Below are 19,191 nucleotides of genomic sequence, written 5' to 3' on the forward strand. Positions count from 1 at the left end.
CGGGCGATGACGGTGTTTCCTGGACTCGCAGCTCGAGCATCTCCCGCCGCCGCTACGGCAAGTCCTGCCTAGCGCGGCAAGATTCTCCGCAGGCCGCAGCTCCCCGAAAGTAAAAACACCAGTCTCTTCAAGCCCCCGACAGCGGCCCGGGATTTGCTCTCATAGGTTGAGCAAAGTGCGGAGGAGCGTTCCATGATTTCAAGTTTGTCCAGCGCGGCGTTGCCTCAGCTGCGGCCCGCGTCAACGTCAGCTTCAAATGCGGCATCGGGTCTCCAGCCGGTGGCACCGGATGCGACTGACACGGCGACCAGCGGCTTCCGGATCGACGTCTCCCAAGTCAAGCCGCTGACTGCCAAGCCGATATCGGCGGTAGATGATCCCGTCCTACACGACCTCATGGCAACGCACTGGCTGATCGCCCATGAGACGAATGCCCCCCAAGATGTCGTCGCCGACAATGCACCTCAGAACATTTATGCTCAGGTCAAAGTCGACGGCAAAGTGGTGGCCACTCTGTACAATGCCGGGTCCTCGGCGATGATCAATCAAGCGGCCGCCAAGATCGGCAAGCTCGAGGACCCTCCAGGTCTCAGCGGACCTGACCTGGCGCAGTGGCGGGCCGACCAATACGCCGAGCGGCTTGGCGGCACCGTCGAAAAGGCGCCCACCGCGATCACCCAATCGCAATGGACACCGCGTGAGAGCAGGTCCACGACCTATAGCCGCGAGCAACTCGATGCGGCGTTCCAGGCGATGCTGGCCGAGGGGCAAAGGGCGACCGCGCAGCAGCAGGCGTCGTATGCGGCATCACGCGCGCAGGCGGGGACGAGTGCGGATTTCAGTGCGTGACGGTTGCTTGATGCCGCCCCGTTCTCCGCTGTCATTCCGCGCCACCGGGTCTCGCCTTCGGCAAGCCCGATGACAGGCTCCGGCGGGGAATCCAGTACTCCGCGGCTTATCGGCTTAACAAGAACGGCCTCTGGAATACTGGATCGCCCGCTCCAGTGCGCAAGTGCGCACAAGGCGGGCGATGACAGCGTCAGATGAGGCAACAGCGAGGCTTAACTCTCAGCCGAGCCCTAATCCTCGGCCCCGTACCGGTGCAGATCGTTGCCGTAGGTGTCGAGCCACTTCTTGGCGCGCTCCATCGACGGGCAGATCTTGCCGCAGACGCGCCAGAACCGCGCCGAGTGATTCATCTCGACGAGATGGGCGACCTCGTGGGCGGCGAGATAGTCGAGCACGAAGGGCGGCGCGAGGATCAGGCGCCAGGAGAACGACAGCGAGCCCGCCGAGGTGCAGGAACCCCAGCGGCTGGATTGATCGCGGATCGAGAGCCGCTTGACCCTGACGCCGAGCTCGGCGGCATGGACCTCGGCCGAGCGCTGCAGATCGCGGCGCGCCTCGCGCTTGAGGAAGTCGCCGACGCGGCGATCGACATGATCGAGCCCGCCGGCGACGCAGAGAATGCGTTCGCCGCTGTCACGCATCTCGGTCCACACCGTGCCGCGCTGGCCGGCGCGATGAACGATGCGATGTGGCGTGCCGCGAAGCGGTATCACTGTGCCAGGCTGAAACGGCGCAGCCTTCGGCAAACGGCCGAGACGAGCCGCGATCCACGCGCCGTGACGCTGCGCGAAGTCTTTTGCTTCGACGAGCGTGCCGCGCGGCGGCATGGTGAGGATGGCTTCGCGGTCGCTCGGATGAATTCTGAGCGTGTAACGGCGCGCTCGGCGATGTCTGCGCAGCCGAATCGCAAAAAATTGCGATCCGTGGGTGATGACGAGGGTCTTTGGTTCGTGGGGCCGCCGATAGAGGAGCGCGCGTGTGGCCATGTCTGTGAGTCCGGGGAGCAGGAGTTCGCCCGGATTCTGCCATAACCGCCGCCAGGGAAAGCGCTCGGCGCAAAAACAAATCATTTGCCCAATATACAGCGGTCTGACGTCCGGGAGACCCTACAGACTGGGGTTGGAACCCGCTTTTTTCGCCCCCGCTGGACGCATGCGGCACCCCCAAGGGGTGAGGACGGACTCACTCCTAGAGCGCTACCTAAATACCTCGAATCTGGCGGGAACCCGGCCCTCCTGGAACCTCGGGGAGGGCCTGAAATTTCGACGGGAAAGCCGAAATCGGCGACTAGAGCCGTCCCGATGTAATCGGAACGGCTCTAGATTCTTCTTTTGACGCGTTTTCTTTACGCGAACCGGTCGCCACTTCGCTCGAAAACGCTGTTACTCGGCCGCGAGAGCCTGCAATGAGGTCGGATTCGCCGCCGAGACCATGAAGTCATGGATGCGCGGCACGATTTCCGACTTGAAGCGCGATCCGTTGAACACGCCGTAATGTCCAACGCCCTTCTGGACGTAATGAACGCGGCGATGATCGGGAATCGAACTGCACAAAGTGTGCGTCGCTTCGGTCTGACCTAGCCCTGAGATGTCGTCGTTCTCGCCTTCGACCGTCATCAATGCGACGCGAGTGACCTTGGACGGATCGACGCGCGTTCCGCGATGGGTCATCTCGCCCTTCGGCAGCGCGTGCTTCACGAACACGGTGTCGACGGTCTGGAGGTAATACTCGGCCGAGAGGTCCATCACCGCGAGATATTCGTCGTAGAAATCGCGGTGCTTGTCGACGAGGTCGCCGTCGCCCTTCACGAGGTTGGCAAACAGGCGCTTGTGGGCGTCCATATGCCGATCGAGGTTCATGCTGATGAACCCGTTGAGCTGGAGGAAGCCCGGATAGACGTCGCGCATCATGCCCGGATGCGGGAACGGCACCTTGGTGATGACGGTGTTGCGGAACCAGTCGATGCCGCGCTCCTGCGCGAGCTTGTTCACCCCGGTCGGATTGCGGCGGGTGTCGATCGGGCCGCCCATCAGCGTCATCGAGGTCGGCACGAACGGATCGCGCCGCGCATCCATGATCGAGACAGCCGCGACGACCGGCACGGAGGGCTGGCACACCGCCATCACGTGGGTGTTGCCGCCGAGGACGTGCAGCATCTCGATGACATAGTCGATGTAATCGTCGAGATCGAAGCGGCCTTCGCTGAGCGGCACCATGCGTGCATCGGCCCAATCGGTGATGTAGACTTCATGCGCCGGCAGGAAGGCCTCGACTGTGCCGCGCAGCAGGGTCGCATAGTGGCCGGACATCGGCGCCACGATCAGCACGCGCGGCTGCGGGCTGCGCAGCGGACGGGCGAACTTGCGATCAAAGTAGAGCAGCTTGCAGAACGGCTTTTCCCAGACCGAGCGGACCTCGACGGGGACGCGGATGCCGTTGACCTCGGTGTCGTCGAGGCCCCATTCCGGCTTGCCGTAACGGCGCGTGGTGCGCTCGAACAATTCGCAGGCGGCGGCGACCGACTTGCCGACCTCGGTGCGCGCCCATGGATTGAGGGGATTCTGAAACAGCAGCTTGGTCGCATCGGTGACCGCACGCGCCGGATTGAGAGAGGCCTGTGCCATCTCGTACATCCAGTACATCGGCGTCGTCAGGACCGGACTGCCTTCTGCAGCCAGGGGCGGCGCGCCGCCGAACTCACCAATAGGCATCGTCATATCCCTCTTCGCATCGCAGCATACTGCCGAATGCGTAATATTGCGTCAATGCATGGTCCCGTACATCTACGGAGCGAACAGGGTTAAATCAGCCTGAATCCACGGGAAAGTGACGTTATTCGCCAGCCGAGAGCAGTGAGCCGTGCTTTTTGGCGCTGCGCAAAAGGGCAAGGAATGCCCCAAAAGAGGCGACCAGAAGCACCGCGTTGATGACCAACGCACCCAGCATCAGATCGCTCCTAAAGGTGTTCTCGATCAGCAGCGCGCGCATCCCTTCGAACACATAGGTCGGCGGCAGCGCCCAGGCGACATATTGCAGCCAGACCGGCAGCACGCTGACCGGATAATAGATGCAGGCGAGCGGCATGACCGCGAACATCAAGGTCCAGACGATGCTCTCGGCGCCGAGGCCGTTTCGTACGACCAGGCCGGAGACGAAGATCCCGACCGACCAGCTGGTGAAGATCAGATTGCAGAAGAAGGCGATCAGCGGCAGGCCGAGGGCATAGACGTTGAAGTGAAACAGGAACAGCGCGAGCAGCGTCATCGGGATGACGCCGATGGCGAGCCGGATCAGGCTCATGATCATCAGCGACAGCAGAAACTCGATCGGCTTGAGCGGGCTCATCATGAGATTGCCGAGGTTGCGCGCCCACATCTCTTCCAGGAAGGAGATGGAGAAGCCGAGCTGGCCACGGAACAGGATGTCCCAGAGGATGACGGCGCCGATCAGCGTGCCGCCGGCGCGCGCGAAGAAGTTGGCGTTCTGCGCGATGTAGAGCTGGAGGAAGCCCCAGGTGATGACCTGCAGCGCCGGCCAGTACAGCAATTCGAGCAGCCGCGGCCAGGACGACAGCAGCAGGTACCAGTAGCGCAGGATCATCGCGCCGATGCGGTGGGCGGAGATGCCGCGGTGGAGGGTGATGTCGGTCATGGGCGCATCTCGTAGCCTGGATGGAGTCTGTCATCCCGGGGCGCGACGTAGTCGCGAGCCCGGGATCCATAACCACAGGATTGAATTTGGCGTAGAGTCGGAGTCACCAGTCTCGCCCCACAGCCGCGGCCTGTGGTTATGGATTCCGGGCTCGCGCTCCGCGCGCCCCGGAATGACGGACGGATATGGCCCCTCACCTCGCCGCCTCCTTCGCGCCGTTGCCCCGGCCGCGCGCGACGTCCAGAAACACCTCCTCCAGCGTGGTGCGGTTGTAGCGGGCCATGATGGCCTCCGGCGTGTCGTCGTCCTCGATGCGGCCGCGCTTCATGATGATGACGCGGTCGCACAGCCGCTCGACCTCGAGCATGTTGTGCGAGGCCAAGAGGATGGTGGCGTTGTTTTCCTTGCGATAGCTCTCGAGATGGGCTCGCACCCAGTCGGCGGTGTCAGGATCGAGCGAGGCGGTCGGCTCGTCCAGCAGCAGCAGCTCGGGCTGGTTGATCAGCGCTTTCGCCAGCGCGACGCGGGTCTTCTGCCCGGCGGAGAGCTTTCCGTTGGCGCGATCGATGAAATCCGTGAGGTCGAGATCGTCGGCGAGCTTTGCGATGCGATCGGAGAGGTTCTGCACTGCGTACAGCTTGCCGAAAACTGTCAGGTTCTGGCGCACCGTGAGCCGCATCGGCATGTCGACATAGGGGCTCTCGAAATTCATCCGCCCCAGCACGGCCGCGCTCTCCGCGGGCATCTCATGACCGAGCACCTGCACGCGGCCGGAGGTCGGCAGCACCAGGCCCATGATCATCGCGATGGTCGTGGTCTTGCCGGCGCCGTTGCCGCCGAGCAGCCCAGTGATGCTGCCGCGCGGCAGCAAAAACGAGATGCCCTCGACGGCGCGGGTCTGCTTGTAGACCTTGACCAGATGATCGACCGCGATCGCCGGGGAGCTGTGCTCCGCGACAGTCGGCCGACTTGAAGCCTTGCCATTCTCGGTCATGCTGGCCGTTCTTCTGCTATTGCAGCGGATAGCGCAAGGCTTGTAATCCGGTGGTTCCGCCAGCCCTGCGCTTGTGATCGAGAAGGCACCGCCACATTGGCCGATATGACCGAAATCGCCGCTTCCGGCTTCCGCCCCGCGCAGCGGCATATCCGGCTCGACACCATCCTGCGGCTGCGCTGGCTCGCCGTGCTCGGCCAGCTCGCCGCGATCTTCATCGTGGCACAGGGGCTGGAGTTCAACGTCGAGATCGTCCCCTGTGTCAGCATCATCGCCCTGTCGGCGGCGCTCAATCTGGGACTCCAGACCGCGGCCAATCCGATGCAGCGGCTGGAGCCGATGCAGGCGGCCGGGCTGCTTGCGCTGAACATCGTGGAGCTGGCCGGGCTGCTTTTCTTCACCGGCGGACTGCAGAACCCGTTCTCCTTCCTTTTCCTCGCGCCGGTGCTGATCTCGGCGACCGCGCTGCCGGCCCGCTTCACCTTCGGCCTCGGCCTGCTGGCCGTTGCCTGCGCATCGATCCTGTTCTTCTTCCATTTTCCGCTGCCGTGGGATTCCGACGATCCCCTGGTGCTGCCGCCGATCTATCTCGTCGGCGTCTGGCTCTCGATCGTGCTCGCCATCGGCGTCACCAGTCTCTATTCCTTCCAGGTGACCGAGGAGGCGCGCAAGCTTGCGGACGCGCTGGCCGCGACCGAGCTGGTGCTGACGCGCGAGCAGCATCTGACCCAGCTCGACGGCCTCGCCGCCGCCGCCGCGCACGAGCTCGGCACGCCGCTCGCGACCATCTTCCTGATCTCGCGCGAACTGGAAAAGACCGTGAAGGATCCGGTCTTTGCCGCCGATTTGAAGACGCTGCGCGAGCAGACCCAGCGCTGCCGCGACATCTTGAGCAAGATTACCCAGCTCTCCTCCACCGGCGCGCCGTTCGACCGCATGAAGCTGTCCGAGCTGATCGAGGAGGTGGTGGCCCCGCACCGCGATTTCGGCGTCGAGATCAAGGTGCGGATCGCGGTGACGGCCGCCGCCGAGCCGGTCGGCTCGCGCAATCCGGCGGTCCTTTACGGCGTCGGCAACATCGTCGAGAACGCGGTCGATTTCGCCCACACCACCGTCGAGGTGAATGCCTGGTGGAACAAGGACGCGATCGAGCTCGTGATCTCCGACGACGGCCCCGGCATTCCGCCCGATATCCTTAACAGGATCGGTGAGCCCTATCTGTCGCGGCGGCGCACCGTCGATGACGGCGGTGGCGATCAGCGCGGCCTCGGACTTGGCGTATTCATCGCGCGCACGCTGCTGGAGCGTACCGGTGCCAAGGTCTCGTTTACCAACCGGACCTTTCCGGAACACGGTGCAGTGGTCCAGGTCACGTGGCCGCGGGAGCGTTTTGAGGCTATCGAGACGCTCGAAGAAACAATAGGATAGACCGCGACCTTGCGTCGCACAGCAGGGCCGATCGACTATCGGCGGCCTTGGCACCGCCCGATTGCGACGCCATATGTAGATGCGCTGGAGAGAGGACAACACCTTGAACGCCATCGCCGAACTGAACGAACAGGCCGACCGCTCGCTGCTCATCGTGGAAGACGACAAGCCGTTCCTGGAGCGGTTGTCGCGCGCGATGGAGACACGCGGTTTTGCGGTGACCTCGTGCGATACCGTTTCGGACGGTCTTGCCCAGATCGGCAAGGCGGCGCCGGCATTCGCCGTCGTCGACTTGCGGCTCGGTGACGGCAACGGTCTCGACGTGGTCTCGGCGCTGAAGAAGAAGCGCCCCGACGCGCGCGCGATCGTGCTGACCGGCTATGGCAACATCGCCACCGCCGTGACCGCGGTGAAGATGGGCGCGATCGATTATCTCTCCAAGCCCGCGGATGCCGACGACGTCGTCGCCGCGCTGCTCTCGACCAACGCGGAGAAATCCGAGCTGCCGGCCAACCCGATGTCGGCCGACCGCGTCCGCTGGGAGCACATCCAGCGCATCTACGAGATGTGCAACCGCAACGTCTCGGAAACCGCGCGCCGGCTCAACATGCACCGCCGCACGCTGCAGCGGATCCTGGCCAAGCGCGCGCCGCGATAACGGTGTCGTAGGGTGGGCAAAGGCGCACAGCGCCGTGCCCACCCTCTCTAATTGGTGGGCACGCTTTCGCTTTGCCCACCCTACGGCACCTGTGTAGCCCGGATGGAGCGCAGCGTAATCCGGGAATCTTGCGCCAGGATACAGCTGTCCCGGATTGCGCTGCGCTCCATCCGGGCTACGAAATCATTCCCAAAAATCCGCGTGGCCTTGCGGATCGACCAGGCGGTTGATCCGTAACGCCGCCGCCATGGCAAAGCGTACCGTCATCTGCTTGCGCGTCGGCGCGGGCAGCTTGTGCTCGGGGGCCTCGCACTGCATGTGCGCGCCGTAGGCGTCGGCGATGATCAGGCCGGTATCTTCAGGAAAGATCTCGCAGGGCAGATCCTGCGTGAAGGCAAAGAACAGCCGGTCGCAATGGGCGCGGTATTCGTGCCATTTCTGGTCGGCGCGCAAATCCTCGACCGACGACTTGATCTCGACGATCCAGATCTCGCCGCGCTCGTTCAGCGCCACGAGATCGGCACGCCGGCCCGAGGGCAGCGGCAATTCGCTGATGCAGGAGAAGCCGAGCGAGCGCAGGAGCCGCGCGGTGCCGCGCGCGATGGCGAGCGCGGTTTCGGATTGGCGGCGGTCCGGCGGCGGAACAAGGGCGATGTTGCGGGCGGTGTTGTCCATGGCGGGAGATTAGCCGATTCCGTTGTGCCCGTCATTCCGGGGCGCGCGTAGCGCGAGCTATGATGCGCAATTGCGCATCTGAGAATCCATAACCACAGGGTGGAGTTGTGGAGCGAAGTGGTCACTCCTGATCTCCGCAAAACTGCTCCCTGTGGTTATGGGTCCCGGGCTCGCGCGTTGCGCGCCCCGGGACGACAGTGGAGATCGGGGAACCTCCCCTTCCCCACGCACTTATCACGCAGCCGCCGCACCTCGGCGGGACCATCGAGGCTGCCCGCGCATGATCGACGATCTCTGGTACAAGAACGGCGTGATCTATTGCCTCTCCGTCGGCACCTATATGGATGCGAACGGCGACGGCGTCGGCGATTTCAAGGGCCTGCTCCGCCGGCTCGACTATCTGCACGGGCTCGGCATCACCACGATCTGGCTGATGCCGTTCCAGACTTCGCCAGGCCGCGACGACGGCTACGACATCGCCGATTATTACAGCGTCGATTCCCGCTACGGCACGCTCGGCGATTTCGTCGAGTTCACCCATGGCTGCCAGCAGCGCGGCATCCGCATCATCATCGACCTCGTCGTCAACCACACCTCCGACCAGCATCACTGGTTCAAGGAGGCGCGGCGCGACAAGAATTCTCCCTATCGCGACTGGTATGTGTGGTCCGACAAGAAGCCGGCCAATGCCAACAAGGGCATGGTGTTTCCCGGCGTGCAGAAATCGACCTGGACGCGCGACAAGGACTCCGGCGCGTACTACTTCCATCGCTTCTACGATTTCCAGCCTGACCTCAACACCTCGAACCCGCATGTGCAGGCCGAGATCCTGAAGATCATGGGCTTCTGGATCCAGCTCGGCGTCTCCGGCTTCCGCATGGATGCCGTGCCCTTCGTGATCGCGACCAAGGGCGCCAAGGTGAAGAAGGCGGTCGAGCAATACGACATGCTGCGCGCGTTCCGCGAATTCCTGCAATGGCGCCAGGGCGACGCCATCATCCTCGCCGAGGCCAATGTGCTGCCCGAGACCGATCTCGAATATTTCGGCCGCGACGCCGACCGGATGCACATGATGTTCAACTTCCACGTCAACCAGCATCTGTTCTATGCGCTGGCCTCCGCCGATTCCCGCCCGCTCGCCAAGGCGCTGAAAGCCACAAAACCGCGGCCGGCCACGGCACAATGGGGCCTGTTCCTGCGCAATCACGACGAGCTCGATCTCGGACGGCTGACGAAGGCGCAGCGCGACACGGTGTTCAAAAGCTTCGGCCCCGACAAGGACATGCAGCTCTACGACCGCGGCATCCGCCGCCGCCTTGCGCCGATGCTGGGTGGCGACCGCCGGCGGCTCGAGCTCGCCTACAGCCTGATGTGCACGCTGCCGGGAACGCCCGTGATTCGCTACGGCGACGAGATCGCGATGGGCGACGATCTCTCGCTGCCCGAGCGCAATTGCGCGCGCACGCCGATGCAATGGTCGACCGAGCCGCATGGCGGCTTCACCAAGAGCGACAAGCCGGCCTGCCCCGTGATCGACAAGGGCCCTTACGGCTACCCGCACGTCAATGTCGCCAAGCAGCGGCGCGATCCCAATTCGATGCTGAACTGGACCGAGCGCATCGTCCGCATGCGCAAGGAGGTCCCGGAGATCGGCTGGGGCGATTTCACGGTGATTCCGACGCGTGATCCCGCCATCTTCATCATGCGCTACGACTGGCGCAACAATTCGGTGCTGTTCGTGCATAATCTCGACGAGAAGCCGCGCGAGATCGCGTTCTCGGCGGGGCTGCCTGATGATGCCGGCGCGCACCTGATCAACCTGCTCGCGGAAGACCACAGCCACGCCGACAAGCGCGGCCAGCACCGCGTCGTGCTGGAGCCGTATGGCTATCGCTGGTACCGCGTCGGTGGGCTGGATTATCTCTTGAAGCGGGATGATATCGACGAGCACACGGTGCGGGGGAAGAAGCATCCGGGGTGATGTCGGATTGCCGTCGCTTGCTCCACCGTCTCAACGATCGTCATTGCGAGCGCAGCGAAGCAATCCAGACTGCCACCGCGGAAAGATCCAGGATTGCTTCGCTGCGCTCGCAATGACGAGGAGATAGTGCCGGCCACCTCTCGCTCCGTTTGTCCGGGACGACAGCTACGGCGTCGCGACGATCACCCCTTCATTGCCGCGCAAATCGAGCACGCCTTCGAGCCTCTCGCCCTCGCGATCCAGGAACGTCGACAGCAGGATCTCGCTGCCAAACCGGATCGCGCTCGTCGTCACCGCGATCGGCTCGCGGCCGAGATTGAGCGCCACGATGATCGCCTTGCCCTCGGCCGCGCGGCGATAGATCAGAAGGTCGCCTTGCGCAGCGATCGGGTGATAGTCGCCCGACACCAGCGGCGGACATGTCCTCCGGAAGACGATCAGACGTCGGTACAGGCTGAGGATCGAGCGCGGATCGGCATCGAGATTGACGACGTTCTCGCGGATGTGATCCTCGGGCAGCGGCAGCCAGGGCCTTGCTTCCGAGAAGCCGCCGTAATCAGACGAGTCCCACTGCATCGGCGTGCGGCAGCCGTCGCGCCCGACGCCAAGGCCGGGCACGTTCTTCTCGAAGGGATCCTGCACGTCCTCCGGCGCGATCGCGAGTTGATGCATGCCGATCTCGTCGCCGTAATAGAGCGTCGGCGTGCCGCGCAAGGTCAGCAGCAGCATGGCGGCGACGCGGGCCTGCTCTGCACCGACGCGGCTCGCCACGCGCGGACGGTCGTGATTGCCGAGCACCCAGTTCGGCCAGGCGCCCTTCGGCAGCGCCTTCTCGTAATCCTCGACGATGGTCTCGATCGAGCGCGCGCTCCAGAACGTCGAGAGCAGCGCGAAGTTGAACGGCATCTGCGCGCCGGTGAGATCGTTGCCGTAATAGGCCATCAGGCGGTGCAGCGGCAGATAGATCTCGCCGATCAGCACGCGCGCCGCATATGCATCGGTGACGCGCCGCATCTGCGCGATCACCTCATGCACCTCGTCCTGGTCGGTGGAATATTGGGTGAGGATCTTCTCGTTCGGCGGCCGGCCCTCGACGTAATGCGGGTTCGGCGGATTGTCGCGGAATTCGGCGTCCTTGATCAGGTGCCAGATCACGTCGACGCGAAAGCCGTCGACGCCCTTCTCCAGCCAGAACCGCATCACGTCGTAGATCGCGGCGCGGACATCGGGATTGCGCCAGTTGAGGTCCGGCTGCTGGGCGAGGAAGGCGTGGTAGTAGTACTGACCTGTGGTCTCGTCGAAAGCCCACGCGCTGCCGCCGAACTCGGACAGCCAGTTGTTCGGCACGCTGCCATCCGGCTTCGGGTCGCGCCAGATGTACCAGTCACGCTTGGGATTGTCGCGCGAGGACCGGCTCTCGATGAACCAGGGATGCTGATCCGAGGTATGGTTCGGCACGAGATCGAGGATCAGCTTCAAGCCGTTGTCGTGCGCGGCCGCGAGCAGCGCATCGAAATCCGCCATCGTGCCGAACAGCGGCTCGATGCCGGTGTAGTCGGAGATGTCGTAACCGAAATCAGCCATCGGCGAGGGAAAGATCGGCGACAGCCAGATGGCGTCGACACCAAGCGATTTGACATAGGGCAGCCGGCGCAAAATGCCGGCGAGATCGCCGACGCCGTCTCCGTTGCTATCCTGAAACGAGCGCGGATAGATCTGATAGAAGATGCCGTCGCGCCACCAAGTCTCGCCGCGCTGTGCCATGCCGGAGGTACCACCCGATATTTCTGCCCTGCGCGACAGAACGCGGCAGGAACGCCCCGGTTCAGATTGGCGAGCCAATTGGGACGGCCGTGTGACGTTTGGTGCGACTGTTCCCCAGCCGCTCGCACGAATCTTTTGCTTGGCGGCATGACAAAAATCGGCATTGTGGCGCCATGACCGAGCAAAATGACACCCAAGAATCCTCGCAAGCCAAGGCGGGCGCGATCATCGTCCCCGTGACGCTGTTCGAGCAGAACTGCACCATCATCTGGGACGAGCCCGGCAAGAAGGCCGTGGTGATCGATCCCGGCGGCGACGTGCCGAAGATTTTGGACGCGATCAAGCAGACCGGGGTCACCGTGGAGAAGATCTGGCTGACCCACGGCCATATCGACCATGTCGGCGGCGCCGCGGAGCTGCGCGATGCGCTGAAGGTGCCGATCGAGGGCCCGCATCAGGCCGACAAGTTCCTGCTCGACAACGTCGTCGAGAGCGGCGCGCGCTTCGGCATGACCGGTGTCCGCAACTTCGCGCCGGACCGCTGGCTCGACGAGGGCGATACCGTCTCGATCGGCGGCCTCTCGTTCGAGATCTTCCACTGCCCCGGCCACTCGCCCGGCAGCGTGGTGTTCTTCAACAAGGAGCTGCGCTTCGCCCATGTCGGCGACGTCTTGTTCGCGGGCTCGGTCGGACGCACCGATCTGCCCGGCGGCAGTCACGCGACGCTGATCAATTCGATCAAGACAAAGCTGCTGCCGCTCGGCGACGATGTCGGCTTCATCTGCGGCCACGGCGCCGGCTCGAGCATCGGCCAGGAGCGGATGACCAATCCGTTCATCACGGGCGAGGTGTGACGTTTTTTTGTTTGCGCATGATCTGATCGGAAAACCGCTTCACATTTTTCCGGATCATGCGCGAAGTGACGGTGACGCCGATCGAGATGATCGGCGCGACGAAGTAGCTGTCATTCCGGGGCGCGACGAAGTCGCGAGCTATGATGCGCGATTGCGCATCTGAGAATCCATAACCACAGGAAGATCTGATTACGGGGACTCGGAGTTATCCTCTCGCACTAAACTGCAGCCCGTGGTTATGGGTCCCGGGCTCGCGCTTCGCGCGCCCCGGGACGACGGCGGAGATTGTGGCGCTTTCCGAGCGGGCTACTTCATCAGCCCCGCGGCGGTGAGCGCGCGGGTGATGATCTGGCCGAGATCGAAGCTACGGGATTTCTCGCGCTTGGGCTCGGGTTGTTCGGCGACGGCGGCGCGGATCGAGCGGGCGAGATGCGGCGCGGGGGGGAGCGCCGGTTTTGGCGTTGTGGGCTTTGCCTCCGCTTTCTTCGCGGCGTCCGGAATCCAGCCGGTCAGGCCGAAGAATTTTGCGATGTGATAGGACGAGGAGATGCCGGCCTCGATCAGGAACGCGCCTTCGATGCCGTAGCGCTGGTCGTTGTCGGCGAGCCCAAGCGGCGTGCCGTGCGCCATGTCGGTGATGGCGTAGGATTCGACCAGCGTCTCACCGTCCTTGTTCCACCAGGCCTGGCGCGGATAGCCGTCGACATTGGTCTCGGCCATCGGCACCGCGGGCAGATTATGCAGATCGAGCCACTGCTTGACGATCTCGTTGGCGTTGCCGGGATTGACGGTGCGGTCGGCGCTGCCGTGCCACACCGAGATCTTCGGCCACGGCCCGCGATGATCCGAGGCATTGCGGACGAGATCGCCGAGCGCGCGCGCGGGGCGCACCGGCGAATGAAACATGCCGTCCAACGCCTCGCGCAAATTCGAGGCGATGCCGTAGGGAAGTCCTGCGATCACAGCGCCGGCCGCAAACACCTCGGGATAGGTCGCGAGCATCACCGACGTCATGCCGCCGCCGGCGGACAGGCCCGTGATGAAGATGCGCCTCGCATCGATGCGATGCGCCTCGACCATATGCGCGATCATCTCGCGGATCGAGCGCGCCTCGCCGCTGTCCCGCGCGGTGTCTTCCGGATTGAACCAGTTGAAGCAGGTGTTGCCGTTGTTGACGCGCTGCTGCTCGGGCATCAGCAGCGCGAAGCCATAGTGCTTCGCAAGCGTCGACCAACCCGCGCCGAGATCGTAGCCGGCTGCGGTCTGGCCGCAGCCATGCAGCACGACGACCAGCGCGCGCGGCTTCTGAAGCTGCGCCGGCACGAATGCGAACATGCGCAAGTTTCCGGGATTGCCGCCGAAGTTCGTGAGTTCTTCCAGCGGGCTGGACACATCCGCGCTGCGGCCGAACTCGGCAAGGCGCAGACCATCCACCTTCGGCAGATGTCTCAACAGATCGAGATTACGGGCAAGCGACACGGCAACTCCTGGCAGGCGACGTTCAACGTTCACCCAAACCAAATAGTTGCTGCGGTGCAAAATAAAAAGGCCGTGTGCTGTCAATCACCCGAAATCACGCAAATACCCGCAGGAATCAGCACGTATTAACCGCACTGCCTCAACTTCGTGCAGATGCGCGGCGCATCCACGACAAGAATGCGACGCAGATCATGATTAACGTCACAAACAACACAAGCGAGACGAGAAATCCTGCGCGCGCTGATTGCAACGCTTCGATTGCGAAGAACACCGCGCCGATTGCGGCCACTCCGGCCGCATTTCCGATCTGCGCGGTCGTGCCGTACGCGCCGGAGGCGGAGCCTGCCGCGACGGGCTTGACGCTCGACAGCACCGCGCCTGACAGCGGCGCCATCACAAGTCCCTGACCGTAGCCGAAGACGATCATGGTGAGTGCGAGCGTGATTGCTGTCGGCGATTCGATCGAGTTCGCAACAAGCGCGAGCGCGGCGAGGCCCGCGATCTGAAGCACGCAGCCCTCGATCAACACCTTGGTGCCGCGATGCCGCGCCCGCACGCCGCTGTGACGCGAGGCAACAACGAAGGCGAGCGCGAGCGGAATGAAGGTTAGGCCGGCTTCGAGCGGCGGGATCCTGAGCCCGCGCTGCATGAACAGCGTCATGACCAGATAGAAGGAAAGATTGGCGACGAAGAAAAAGAACGCGGCGCCGAGCCCGCGCAGGAAGGCGGCATCCGCGAGCAGCGTGAGGTCAATCAGCGGCATGCCGCCGCTGCGTGCGACGGCGTGTTCGAGCTTCACGAAGGCAAGGAGGATCAGGCCGCCGCATCCCATCACCGCCCACAGCCAGGGCGCCCAGCCGGCATCATGGCCGAACAGCAGCGGTCCGATCAGGCAGAGCAGCCCCGCGAACAGGACGGCGCTGCCCGTGATGTCGAGCTTCGTGCCTGATCGCCGCGGCACCGTCGGCACGATGCGCCAGGCCGCAGCCGCGATGATGAGGCCGCAGGGCACGTTGACGAAGAACACCGAGCGCCAGCCGGTGTGCGCAAGGTCGATCGTGACGAGGAGACCACCGAGCAGAAAACCCGCCGCGCCGGCAAGCCCGAGCACGATGCCGTAGATGGCGAAGGCGCGGCTGCGCGTCTCGTCGGTGAAGAGCAGATGCAGCGTCGCCAGCACTTGCGGCACCATCAGCGCCGCGGTCGCGCCCTGCGCCAGCCGCGCGATGATCAGCTCCGCGCCTGACTGTGCCAGCCCGCACCACAGCGAGGTCGCCGTGAAGCCGAGCACACCGGCGAGAAACACGTTCTTGGTGCCATGGATGTCGCCGAGCCGGCCGCCGGTGACGACCAGCGTCGCATAGGCGATCAGATAGATCGCGATCACGGATTCGATCTGCGCCGGCGTCGCGTGCAGATCGACCGCGATGGTCGGGATCGCGACGTTCACGATGAAGGCGTCGACGCCAAACATGAACTGGGCGGCGACGACGATTGCCAGCACCCACCAGCGGCGGGTCGAATCGACGGGCTTTGTGACGGTTTGATGCATCGGCGCGCCAGCTCTCGGAAATTTATTTGCGCGCGATGCTCGCAGATCGGCGTCATCCGCGCGATTACCTCGGAGGTAGGACTTGTTTTCCCCTTGCCGCACTGGCCCGATTGCTGCATGTCGGTTCCCTGCTGATTTTGCAGGGGTTCGGAAGTCTCCCGATGTACGACTACGACATGGTGGTGATCGGCTCGGGCCCGTCCGGGCGCCGGGCCGCTGTGCAATGTGCCAAGCTCGGCAAGGCCGTGCTGGTGGTGGAGAAGGGCCGGCGGGTCGGCGGCGTCTCGGTTCACACCGGCACGATCCCCTCCAAGACGCTGCGCGAGACCGTGCTCAATCTCTCCGGCTGGCGCGAGCGCGGCTTCTACGGCCGCTCCTACCGGGTCAAGCAGGACATCGCCGCCAGCGACCTGATGACCCGGTTGCAGAAGACGCTCGACCACGAGGTCGAGGTGCTCGAGCATCAGTTCAGCCGCAATCTCGTCCGCACCGCCAATGGCGAGGCACGCTTCGTCTCGCCGCACGAGGTCGAGATCACGAGCGCAATCGGCGAGACCAAGACGGTGTCGGCCGCCTTCATCCTGATCGCCTGCGGCACGCGCCCGTTCCGGCCCGACTATGTGCCGTTCGACGGCACGAGCGTGCTCGACAGCGATGAGATCATCGAGCTGCCAAAACTGCCGCGCAGCCTGGCCGTGATCGGCGCCGGCGTGATCGGCGTCGAATATGCCACCATCTTCAGTGCGCTCGACGTGCCCGTCACCCTGATCGAGCCGCGCCCGACCTTCCTCGACTTCATCGACAAGGAATTGATCGACGAGTTCATGCACGAGCTGCGCGACCGCAACGTCGCGCTGCGGCTCGGCTCCAAGGTGACGTCGATCGAGAAGACGGCACAGGGCGGCATCGTCACGAACCTCTCGGATGGACGGCACGTCACCACGGAAATGCTGCTGTTTGCGGCCGGCCGCGTCGGCGCCACCGACCGCCTCAATCTCGAAGCCGCCGGCATCGCCGTCGACCATCGCGGCCGCATCACGGTCGATCCGGTGAGCCTGCAGACCAGCGTGCCGCATATCTACGCCGCCGGCGACGTGATCGGCTTTCCGAGCCTTGCCTCGACCTCGATGGAGCAGGGCCGCGTCGCTGCCTGCCACGCGCTCGGCATGGAGCCCTTGGCGCCGCCGGAGTTCTTCCCCTACGGCATCTATTCGGTGCCGGAGATCTCGACAGCCGGCCTCACGGAAGAAGAGGTGCGCACGCGCGGCATTCCCTACGAGGTCGGCATCGCGCGATTCCGCGAGACCTCGCGCGGCCACATCATGGGGCTGAACAGCGGCATGATGAAGATGATCTTCTCGACCAAGACCCGCCGCCTGCTCGGCGTGCACATCCTCGGCGAAGGCGCCACCGAGCTGATCCATATCGGCCAGGCCGTGCTCAACCTCAAAGGCACAATCGACTATTTCATCCAGAACACGTTCAACTATCCGACGCTGGCCGAGGCCTACAAGATCGCCGGCCTCGATGCGTGGAACAGGATGACGCGGTGATTTCTCTACCTCTCCCCGCTTGCGGGGAGAGGTCGGATCGCTCTTGCGATCCGGGTGAGGGGGAGTATCCGCGAGTCGGATCTCCGCTGGAACGACGTCCTCTCAACGCGTCATTGCGAGCGTAGCGAAGCAATCCAGAGTCTTTCCGCGGAGGGATTCTGGATTGCTTCGCTGCGCTCGCAATGACGGCGTGGGGCCACCTGGAAAATCCAACGACTTCCGTCCCCGCGGAGACTGCCCCTCACCCTGACCCTCTCCCCGCAGGCGGGGAGAGGGGAAGGAGACGCCGTCGCCTCTCAGCACATAGCTGCATTCCGCCGCGCGGGACATCACGCGATTGCGTTCGCTTCCGCCACCACATAGCCTCATCACTTCAACAAACAGAAAATTCAGCCGGAGAGAACGCCATGGCGCGCCTGAAGTTCGGAGCCTTTCTTGCCCCGCATCACCCGATCGGGGAGCATCCGATGCTCCAGTTCCGGCGCGATCTCGACCTCGTCGAGCAGCTCGACGCGCTCGGTTATGACGAGTTCTGGTGCGGCGAGCACCATTCCTCCGGCTGGGAGATGATCGCCTCGCCCGAGATGTTCCTGGCCGCAGCCGGCGAGCGCACCAAGCGGATCAAGCTCGGCACCGGCGTGGTGTCGCTGCCCTATCACCATCCCTTCAATGTCGCCCAGCGCATGGTGCAGCTCGACCACATGACCGGCGGCCGCGCCATCTTCGGCTCCGGCCCCGGCGCGCTCGCCTCCGACGCGCACACGCTCGGCATCGACCCGATGACGCAGCGCGACCGCCAGGACGAGGCGATCGGCATCATCCGCCGCCTGTTCAACGGCGAACGCGTCACCGCCAAGAGCGACTGGTTCACCATGAACGATGCCGCGCTCCAGCTCCTGCCCTTGCAGGAGGAGATGCCGTTCGTCGTGGCCTCGCAGATCTCGCCGTCAGGCATGACGCTCGCCGGCAAATACGGCATCGGCATCATCTCGCTGGGCTCGATGACGACGCAGGGATTGATGTCACTGCAGCAGCAATGGCAGTTCGCCGAGGATGCCGCCAAGAAGCACGGCACCAAGGTCAACCGCGCCGACTGGCGCGTGCTGCTCACCTTCCACATCGCCGAGAGCCGCGAGCAGGCGCGCCGGGAGGCCGGCGCCGGGCTGATGCGCTGGCACAATGAATATACTGTCGGCACGCTGCAGCGGCCGGGCCTGACCGCATTCTCCTCGCCCGACGAGGCCGTGGACAAGACCGCCTTCGTCGAGGGCGCGGCCTCCACCATCGGTACGCCCGACGATCTCGTCAAAACCATCAAGAACGTGATGCAGGTGTCCGGCGGTGTCGGCGCCATCATCGGCTTCGTGCACGACTGGGCCAATCCGGAAGCCACCCGCCGGAGCTGGGACATGGTGGCGCGCTATGTCGTGCCGGAGATCAACGGCTATATCGACGGCCTGCGCAAGTCGCAAAAATTCGTGATCGAGAACCGCGCGATCTTCGAACGCGCCGGACAAGCCGTGATGGCCAAGATCATGGAGAACGAGAAGGCCGCCGAGGCGCTGAAGGTGACCGGGCCGGGCCGCGTCGCGATTCCAGCCGTCAATGCGCCGGATCTGCAGAAGGAAGCGGCCAAGCGCTAGGCCTCGTTGGAGTTACGCTCGTAACCACGTTCACGCGCAAGACATATCGGCCTGTGCTATGCTTTCGGAAAACCGCTGCGCAGTTTTCCGGATCACGCCTTCGCGCAGGC

General features: G+C 64.1%; 15 protein-coding genes. 7 read left to right on the forward strand and 8 right to left on the reverse strand.

Annotated features, from left to right (window positions below):
* Nucleotides 1-192 precede the first annotated feature (192 nt).
* A complete protein-coding gene (locus AAFG16_RS46050) occupies nt 193-849 on the forward strand; it encodes a hypothetical protein (RefSeq protein WP_342735917.1) in 657 nt (218 codons plus the stop codon).
* A 230-nt stretch (nt 850-1,079) separates the two neighbouring features.
* Here AAFG16_RS46050 and AAFG16_RS46055 read toward each other — a convergent pair whose 3' ends face one another.
* From AAFG16_RS46055 to AAFG16_RS46070, 4 genes are all read right to left on the reverse strand, one after another.
* The gene (locus AAFG16_RS46055) at nt 1,080-1,919 is read right to left on the reverse strand and encodes a SprT family zinc-dependent metalloprotease (RefSeq protein ID WP_283082769.1); all 840 of its coding nucleotides are present in this window, start codon (nt 1,917-1,919) and stop codon (nt 1,080-1,082) included.
* 312 nt (nt 1,920-2,231) lie between these two features.
* Entirely contained in the window at nt 2,232-3,560 is a 1,329-nt protein-coding gene (phaZ, locus tag AAFG16_RS46060) for a polyhydroxyalkanoate depolymerase (protein ID WP_342741085.1), read from the reverse strand.
* A gap of 121 nt (nt 3,561-3,681) precedes the next feature.
* Nucleotides 3,682-4,500: an ABC transporter permease gene (locus AAFG16_RS46065; RefSeq protein ID WP_342735919.1), complete on the reverse strand. Its 819-nt coding sequence runs from the start codon at nt 4,498-4,500 to the stop codon at nt 3,682-3,684.
* A 193-nt stretch (nt 4,501-4,693) separates the two neighbouring features.
* Nucleotides 4,694-5,494, reverse strand: coding sequence for an ABC transporter ATP-binding protein (locus AAFG16_RS46070; RefSeq protein WP_342735921.1), 801 nt, complete (start codon nt 5,492-5,494; stop codon nt 4,694-4,696).
* A gap of 105 nt (nt 5,495-5,599) precedes the next feature.
* Here AAFG16_RS46070 and AAFG16_RS46075 point away from each other — a divergent pair, with 105 nt between their 5' ends.
* Nucleotides 5,600-6,922 carry an ActS/PrrB/RegB family redox-sensitive histidine kinase gene (locus AAFG16_RS46075; RefSeq protein ID WP_342741086.1) on the forward strand — a complete coding sequence of 441 codons (1,323 nt, stop codon included), beginning with the start codon at nt 5,600-5,602 and terminating at the stop codon, nt 6,920-6,922.
* 103 nt (nt 6,923-7,025) lie between these two features.
* Nucleotides 7,026-7,580: an ActR/PrrA/RegA family redox response regulator transcription factor gene (locus AAFG16_RS46080; RefSeq protein ID WP_283082772.1), complete on the forward strand. Its 555-nt coding sequence runs from the start codon at nt 7,026-7,028 to the stop codon at nt 7,578-7,580.
* A 183-nt stretch (nt 7,581-7,763) separates the two neighbouring features.
* Here the strand turns inward: AAFG16_RS46080 and AAFG16_RS46085 are convergent, their stop codons facing one another.
* A complete protein-coding gene (locus AAFG16_RS46085; protein WP_283082773.1) occupies nt 7,764-8,255 on the reverse strand; it encodes an MmcB family DNA repair protein in 492 nt (163 codons plus the stop codon).
* 280 nt (nt 8,256-8,535) lie between these two features.
* Between AAFG16_RS46085 and AAFG16_RS46090 the strand changes: the two genes are divergently transcribed.
* The gene (locus AAFG16_RS46090; protein WP_342735924.1) at nt 8,536-10,236 is read left to right on the forward strand and encodes an alpha-amylase family protein; all 1,701 of its coding nucleotides are present in this window, start codon (nt 8,536-8,538) and stop codon (nt 10,234-10,236) included.
* A gap of 165 nt (nt 10,237-10,401) precedes the next feature.
* Here the strand turns inward: AAFG16_RS46090 and AAFG16_RS46095 are convergent, their stop codons facing one another.
* Complete coding sequence (locus AAFG16_RS46095; RefSeq protein WP_283082775.1) at nt 10,402-12,000, reverse strand: alpha-amylase family glycosyl hydrolase; 1,599 nt, start codon at nt 11,998-12,000, stop codon at nt 10,402-10,404.
* Nucleotides 12,001-12,173: 173 nt separating this feature from the next.
* Here AAFG16_RS46095 and AAFG16_RS46100 point away from each other — a divergent pair, with 173 nt between their 5' ends.
* Nucleotides 12,174-12,854 carry an MBL fold metallo-hydrolase gene (locus AAFG16_RS46100; RefSeq protein WP_342735926.1) on the forward strand — a complete coding sequence of 227 codons (681 nt, stop codon included), beginning with the start codon at nt 12,174-12,176 and terminating at the stop codon, nt 12,852-12,854.
* A gap of 306 nt (nt 12,855-13,160) precedes the next feature.
* Here AAFG16_RS46100 and AAFG16_RS46105 read toward each other — a convergent pair whose 3' ends face one another.
* A complete protein-coding gene (locus tag AAFG16_RS46105) occupies nt 13,161-14,333 on the reverse strand; it encodes a PHB depolymerase family esterase (RefSeq protein WP_342735928.1) in 1,173 nt (390 codons plus the stop codon).
* 139 nt (nt 14,334-14,472) lie between these two features.
* Nucleotides 14,473-15,885, reverse strand: a complete 1,413-nt coding sequence (locus tag AAFG16_RS46110; RefSeq protein ID WP_342735930.1) for an MFS transporter — start codon at nt 15,883-15,885, stop codon at nt 14,473-14,475.
* 161 nt (nt 15,886-16,046) lie between these two features.
* On the opposite strand from AAFG16_RS46110, the gene sthA reads away from it, so the two are divergent.
* Nucleotides 16,047-17,438, forward strand: coding sequence for a Si-specific NAD(P)(+) transhydrogenase (gene sthA, locus AAFG16_RS46115; protein WP_283082779.1), 1,392 nt, complete (start codon nt 16,047-16,049; stop codon nt 17,436-17,438).
* Nucleotides 17,439-17,845: 407 nt separating this feature from the next.
* Nucleotides 17,846-19,081, forward strand: a complete 1,236-nt coding sequence (locus AAFG16_RS46120; RefSeq protein WP_283082780.1) for an LLM class flavin-dependent oxidoreductase — start codon at nt 17,846-17,848, stop codon at nt 19,079-19,081.
* Nucleotides 19,082-19,191 lie beyond the last annotated feature (110 nt).

Origin of the sequence: Bradyrhizobium sp. B117 (assembly GCF_038969555.1) — a bacterium.
Lineage (GTDB): Bacteria > Pseudomonadota > Alphaproteobacteria > Rhizobiales > Xanthobacteraceae > Bradyrhizobium.

Excerpts from the sequence above, each read along its gene's own strand:
- AAFG16_RS46085 (WP_283082773.1), bottom strand. The coding sequence starts at position 8,255 with ATGGACAACACCGCCCGCAACATCGCCCTTGTTCCGCCGCCGGACCGC.
- phaZ (WP_342741085.1), bottom strand. The coding sequence starts at position 3,560 with ATGCCTATTGGTGAGTTCGGCGGCGCGCCGCCCCTGGCTGCAGAAGGC.
- AAFG16_RS46090 (WP_342735924.1), top strand. The coding sequence starts at position 8,536 with ATGATCGACGATCTCTGGTACAAGAACGGCGTGATCTATTGCCTCTCC.
- AAFG16_RS46065 (WP_342735919.1), bottom strand. The coding sequence starts at position 4,500 with ATGACCGACATCACCCTCCACCGCGGCATCTCCGCCCACCGCATCGGC.
- AAFG16_RS46110 (WP_342735930.1), bottom strand. The coding sequence starts at position 15,885 with ATGCATCAAACCGTCACAAAGCCCGTCGATTCGACCCGCCGCTGGTGG.
- sthA (WP_283082779.1), top strand. The coding sequence starts at position 16,047 with ATGTACGACTACGACATGGTGGTGATCGGCTCGGGCCCGTCCGGGCGC.
- AAFG16_RS46100 (WP_342735926.1), top strand. The coding sequence starts at position 12,174 with ATGACCGAGCAAAATGACACCCAAGAATCCTCGCAAGCCAAGGCGGGC.
- AAFG16_RS46095 (WP_283082775.1), bottom strand. The coding sequence starts at position 12,000 with ATGGCACAGCGCGGCGAGACTTGGTGGCGCGACGGCATCTTCTATCAG.
- AAFG16_RS46120 (WP_283082780.1), top strand. The coding sequence starts at position 17,846 with ATGGCGCGCCTGAAGTTCGGAGCCTTTCTTGCCCCGCATCACCCGATC.
- AAFG16_RS46050 (WP_342735917.1), top strand. The coding sequence starts at position 193 with ATGATTTCAAGTTTGTCCAGCGCGGCGTTGCCTCAGCTGCGGCCCGCG.
- AAFG16_RS46070 (WP_342735921.1), bottom strand. The coding sequence starts at position 5,494 with ATGACCGAGAATGGCAAGGCTTCAAGTCGGCCGACTGTCGCGGAGCAC.
- AAFG16_RS46055 (WP_283082769.1), bottom strand. The coding sequence starts at position 1,919 with ATGATTTGTTTTTGCGCCGAGCGCTTTCCCTGGCGGCGGTTATGGCAG.
- AAFG16_RS46075 (WP_342741086.1), top strand. The coding sequence starts at position 5,600 with ATGACCGAAATCGCCGCTTCCGGCTTCCGCCCCGCGCAGCGGCATATC.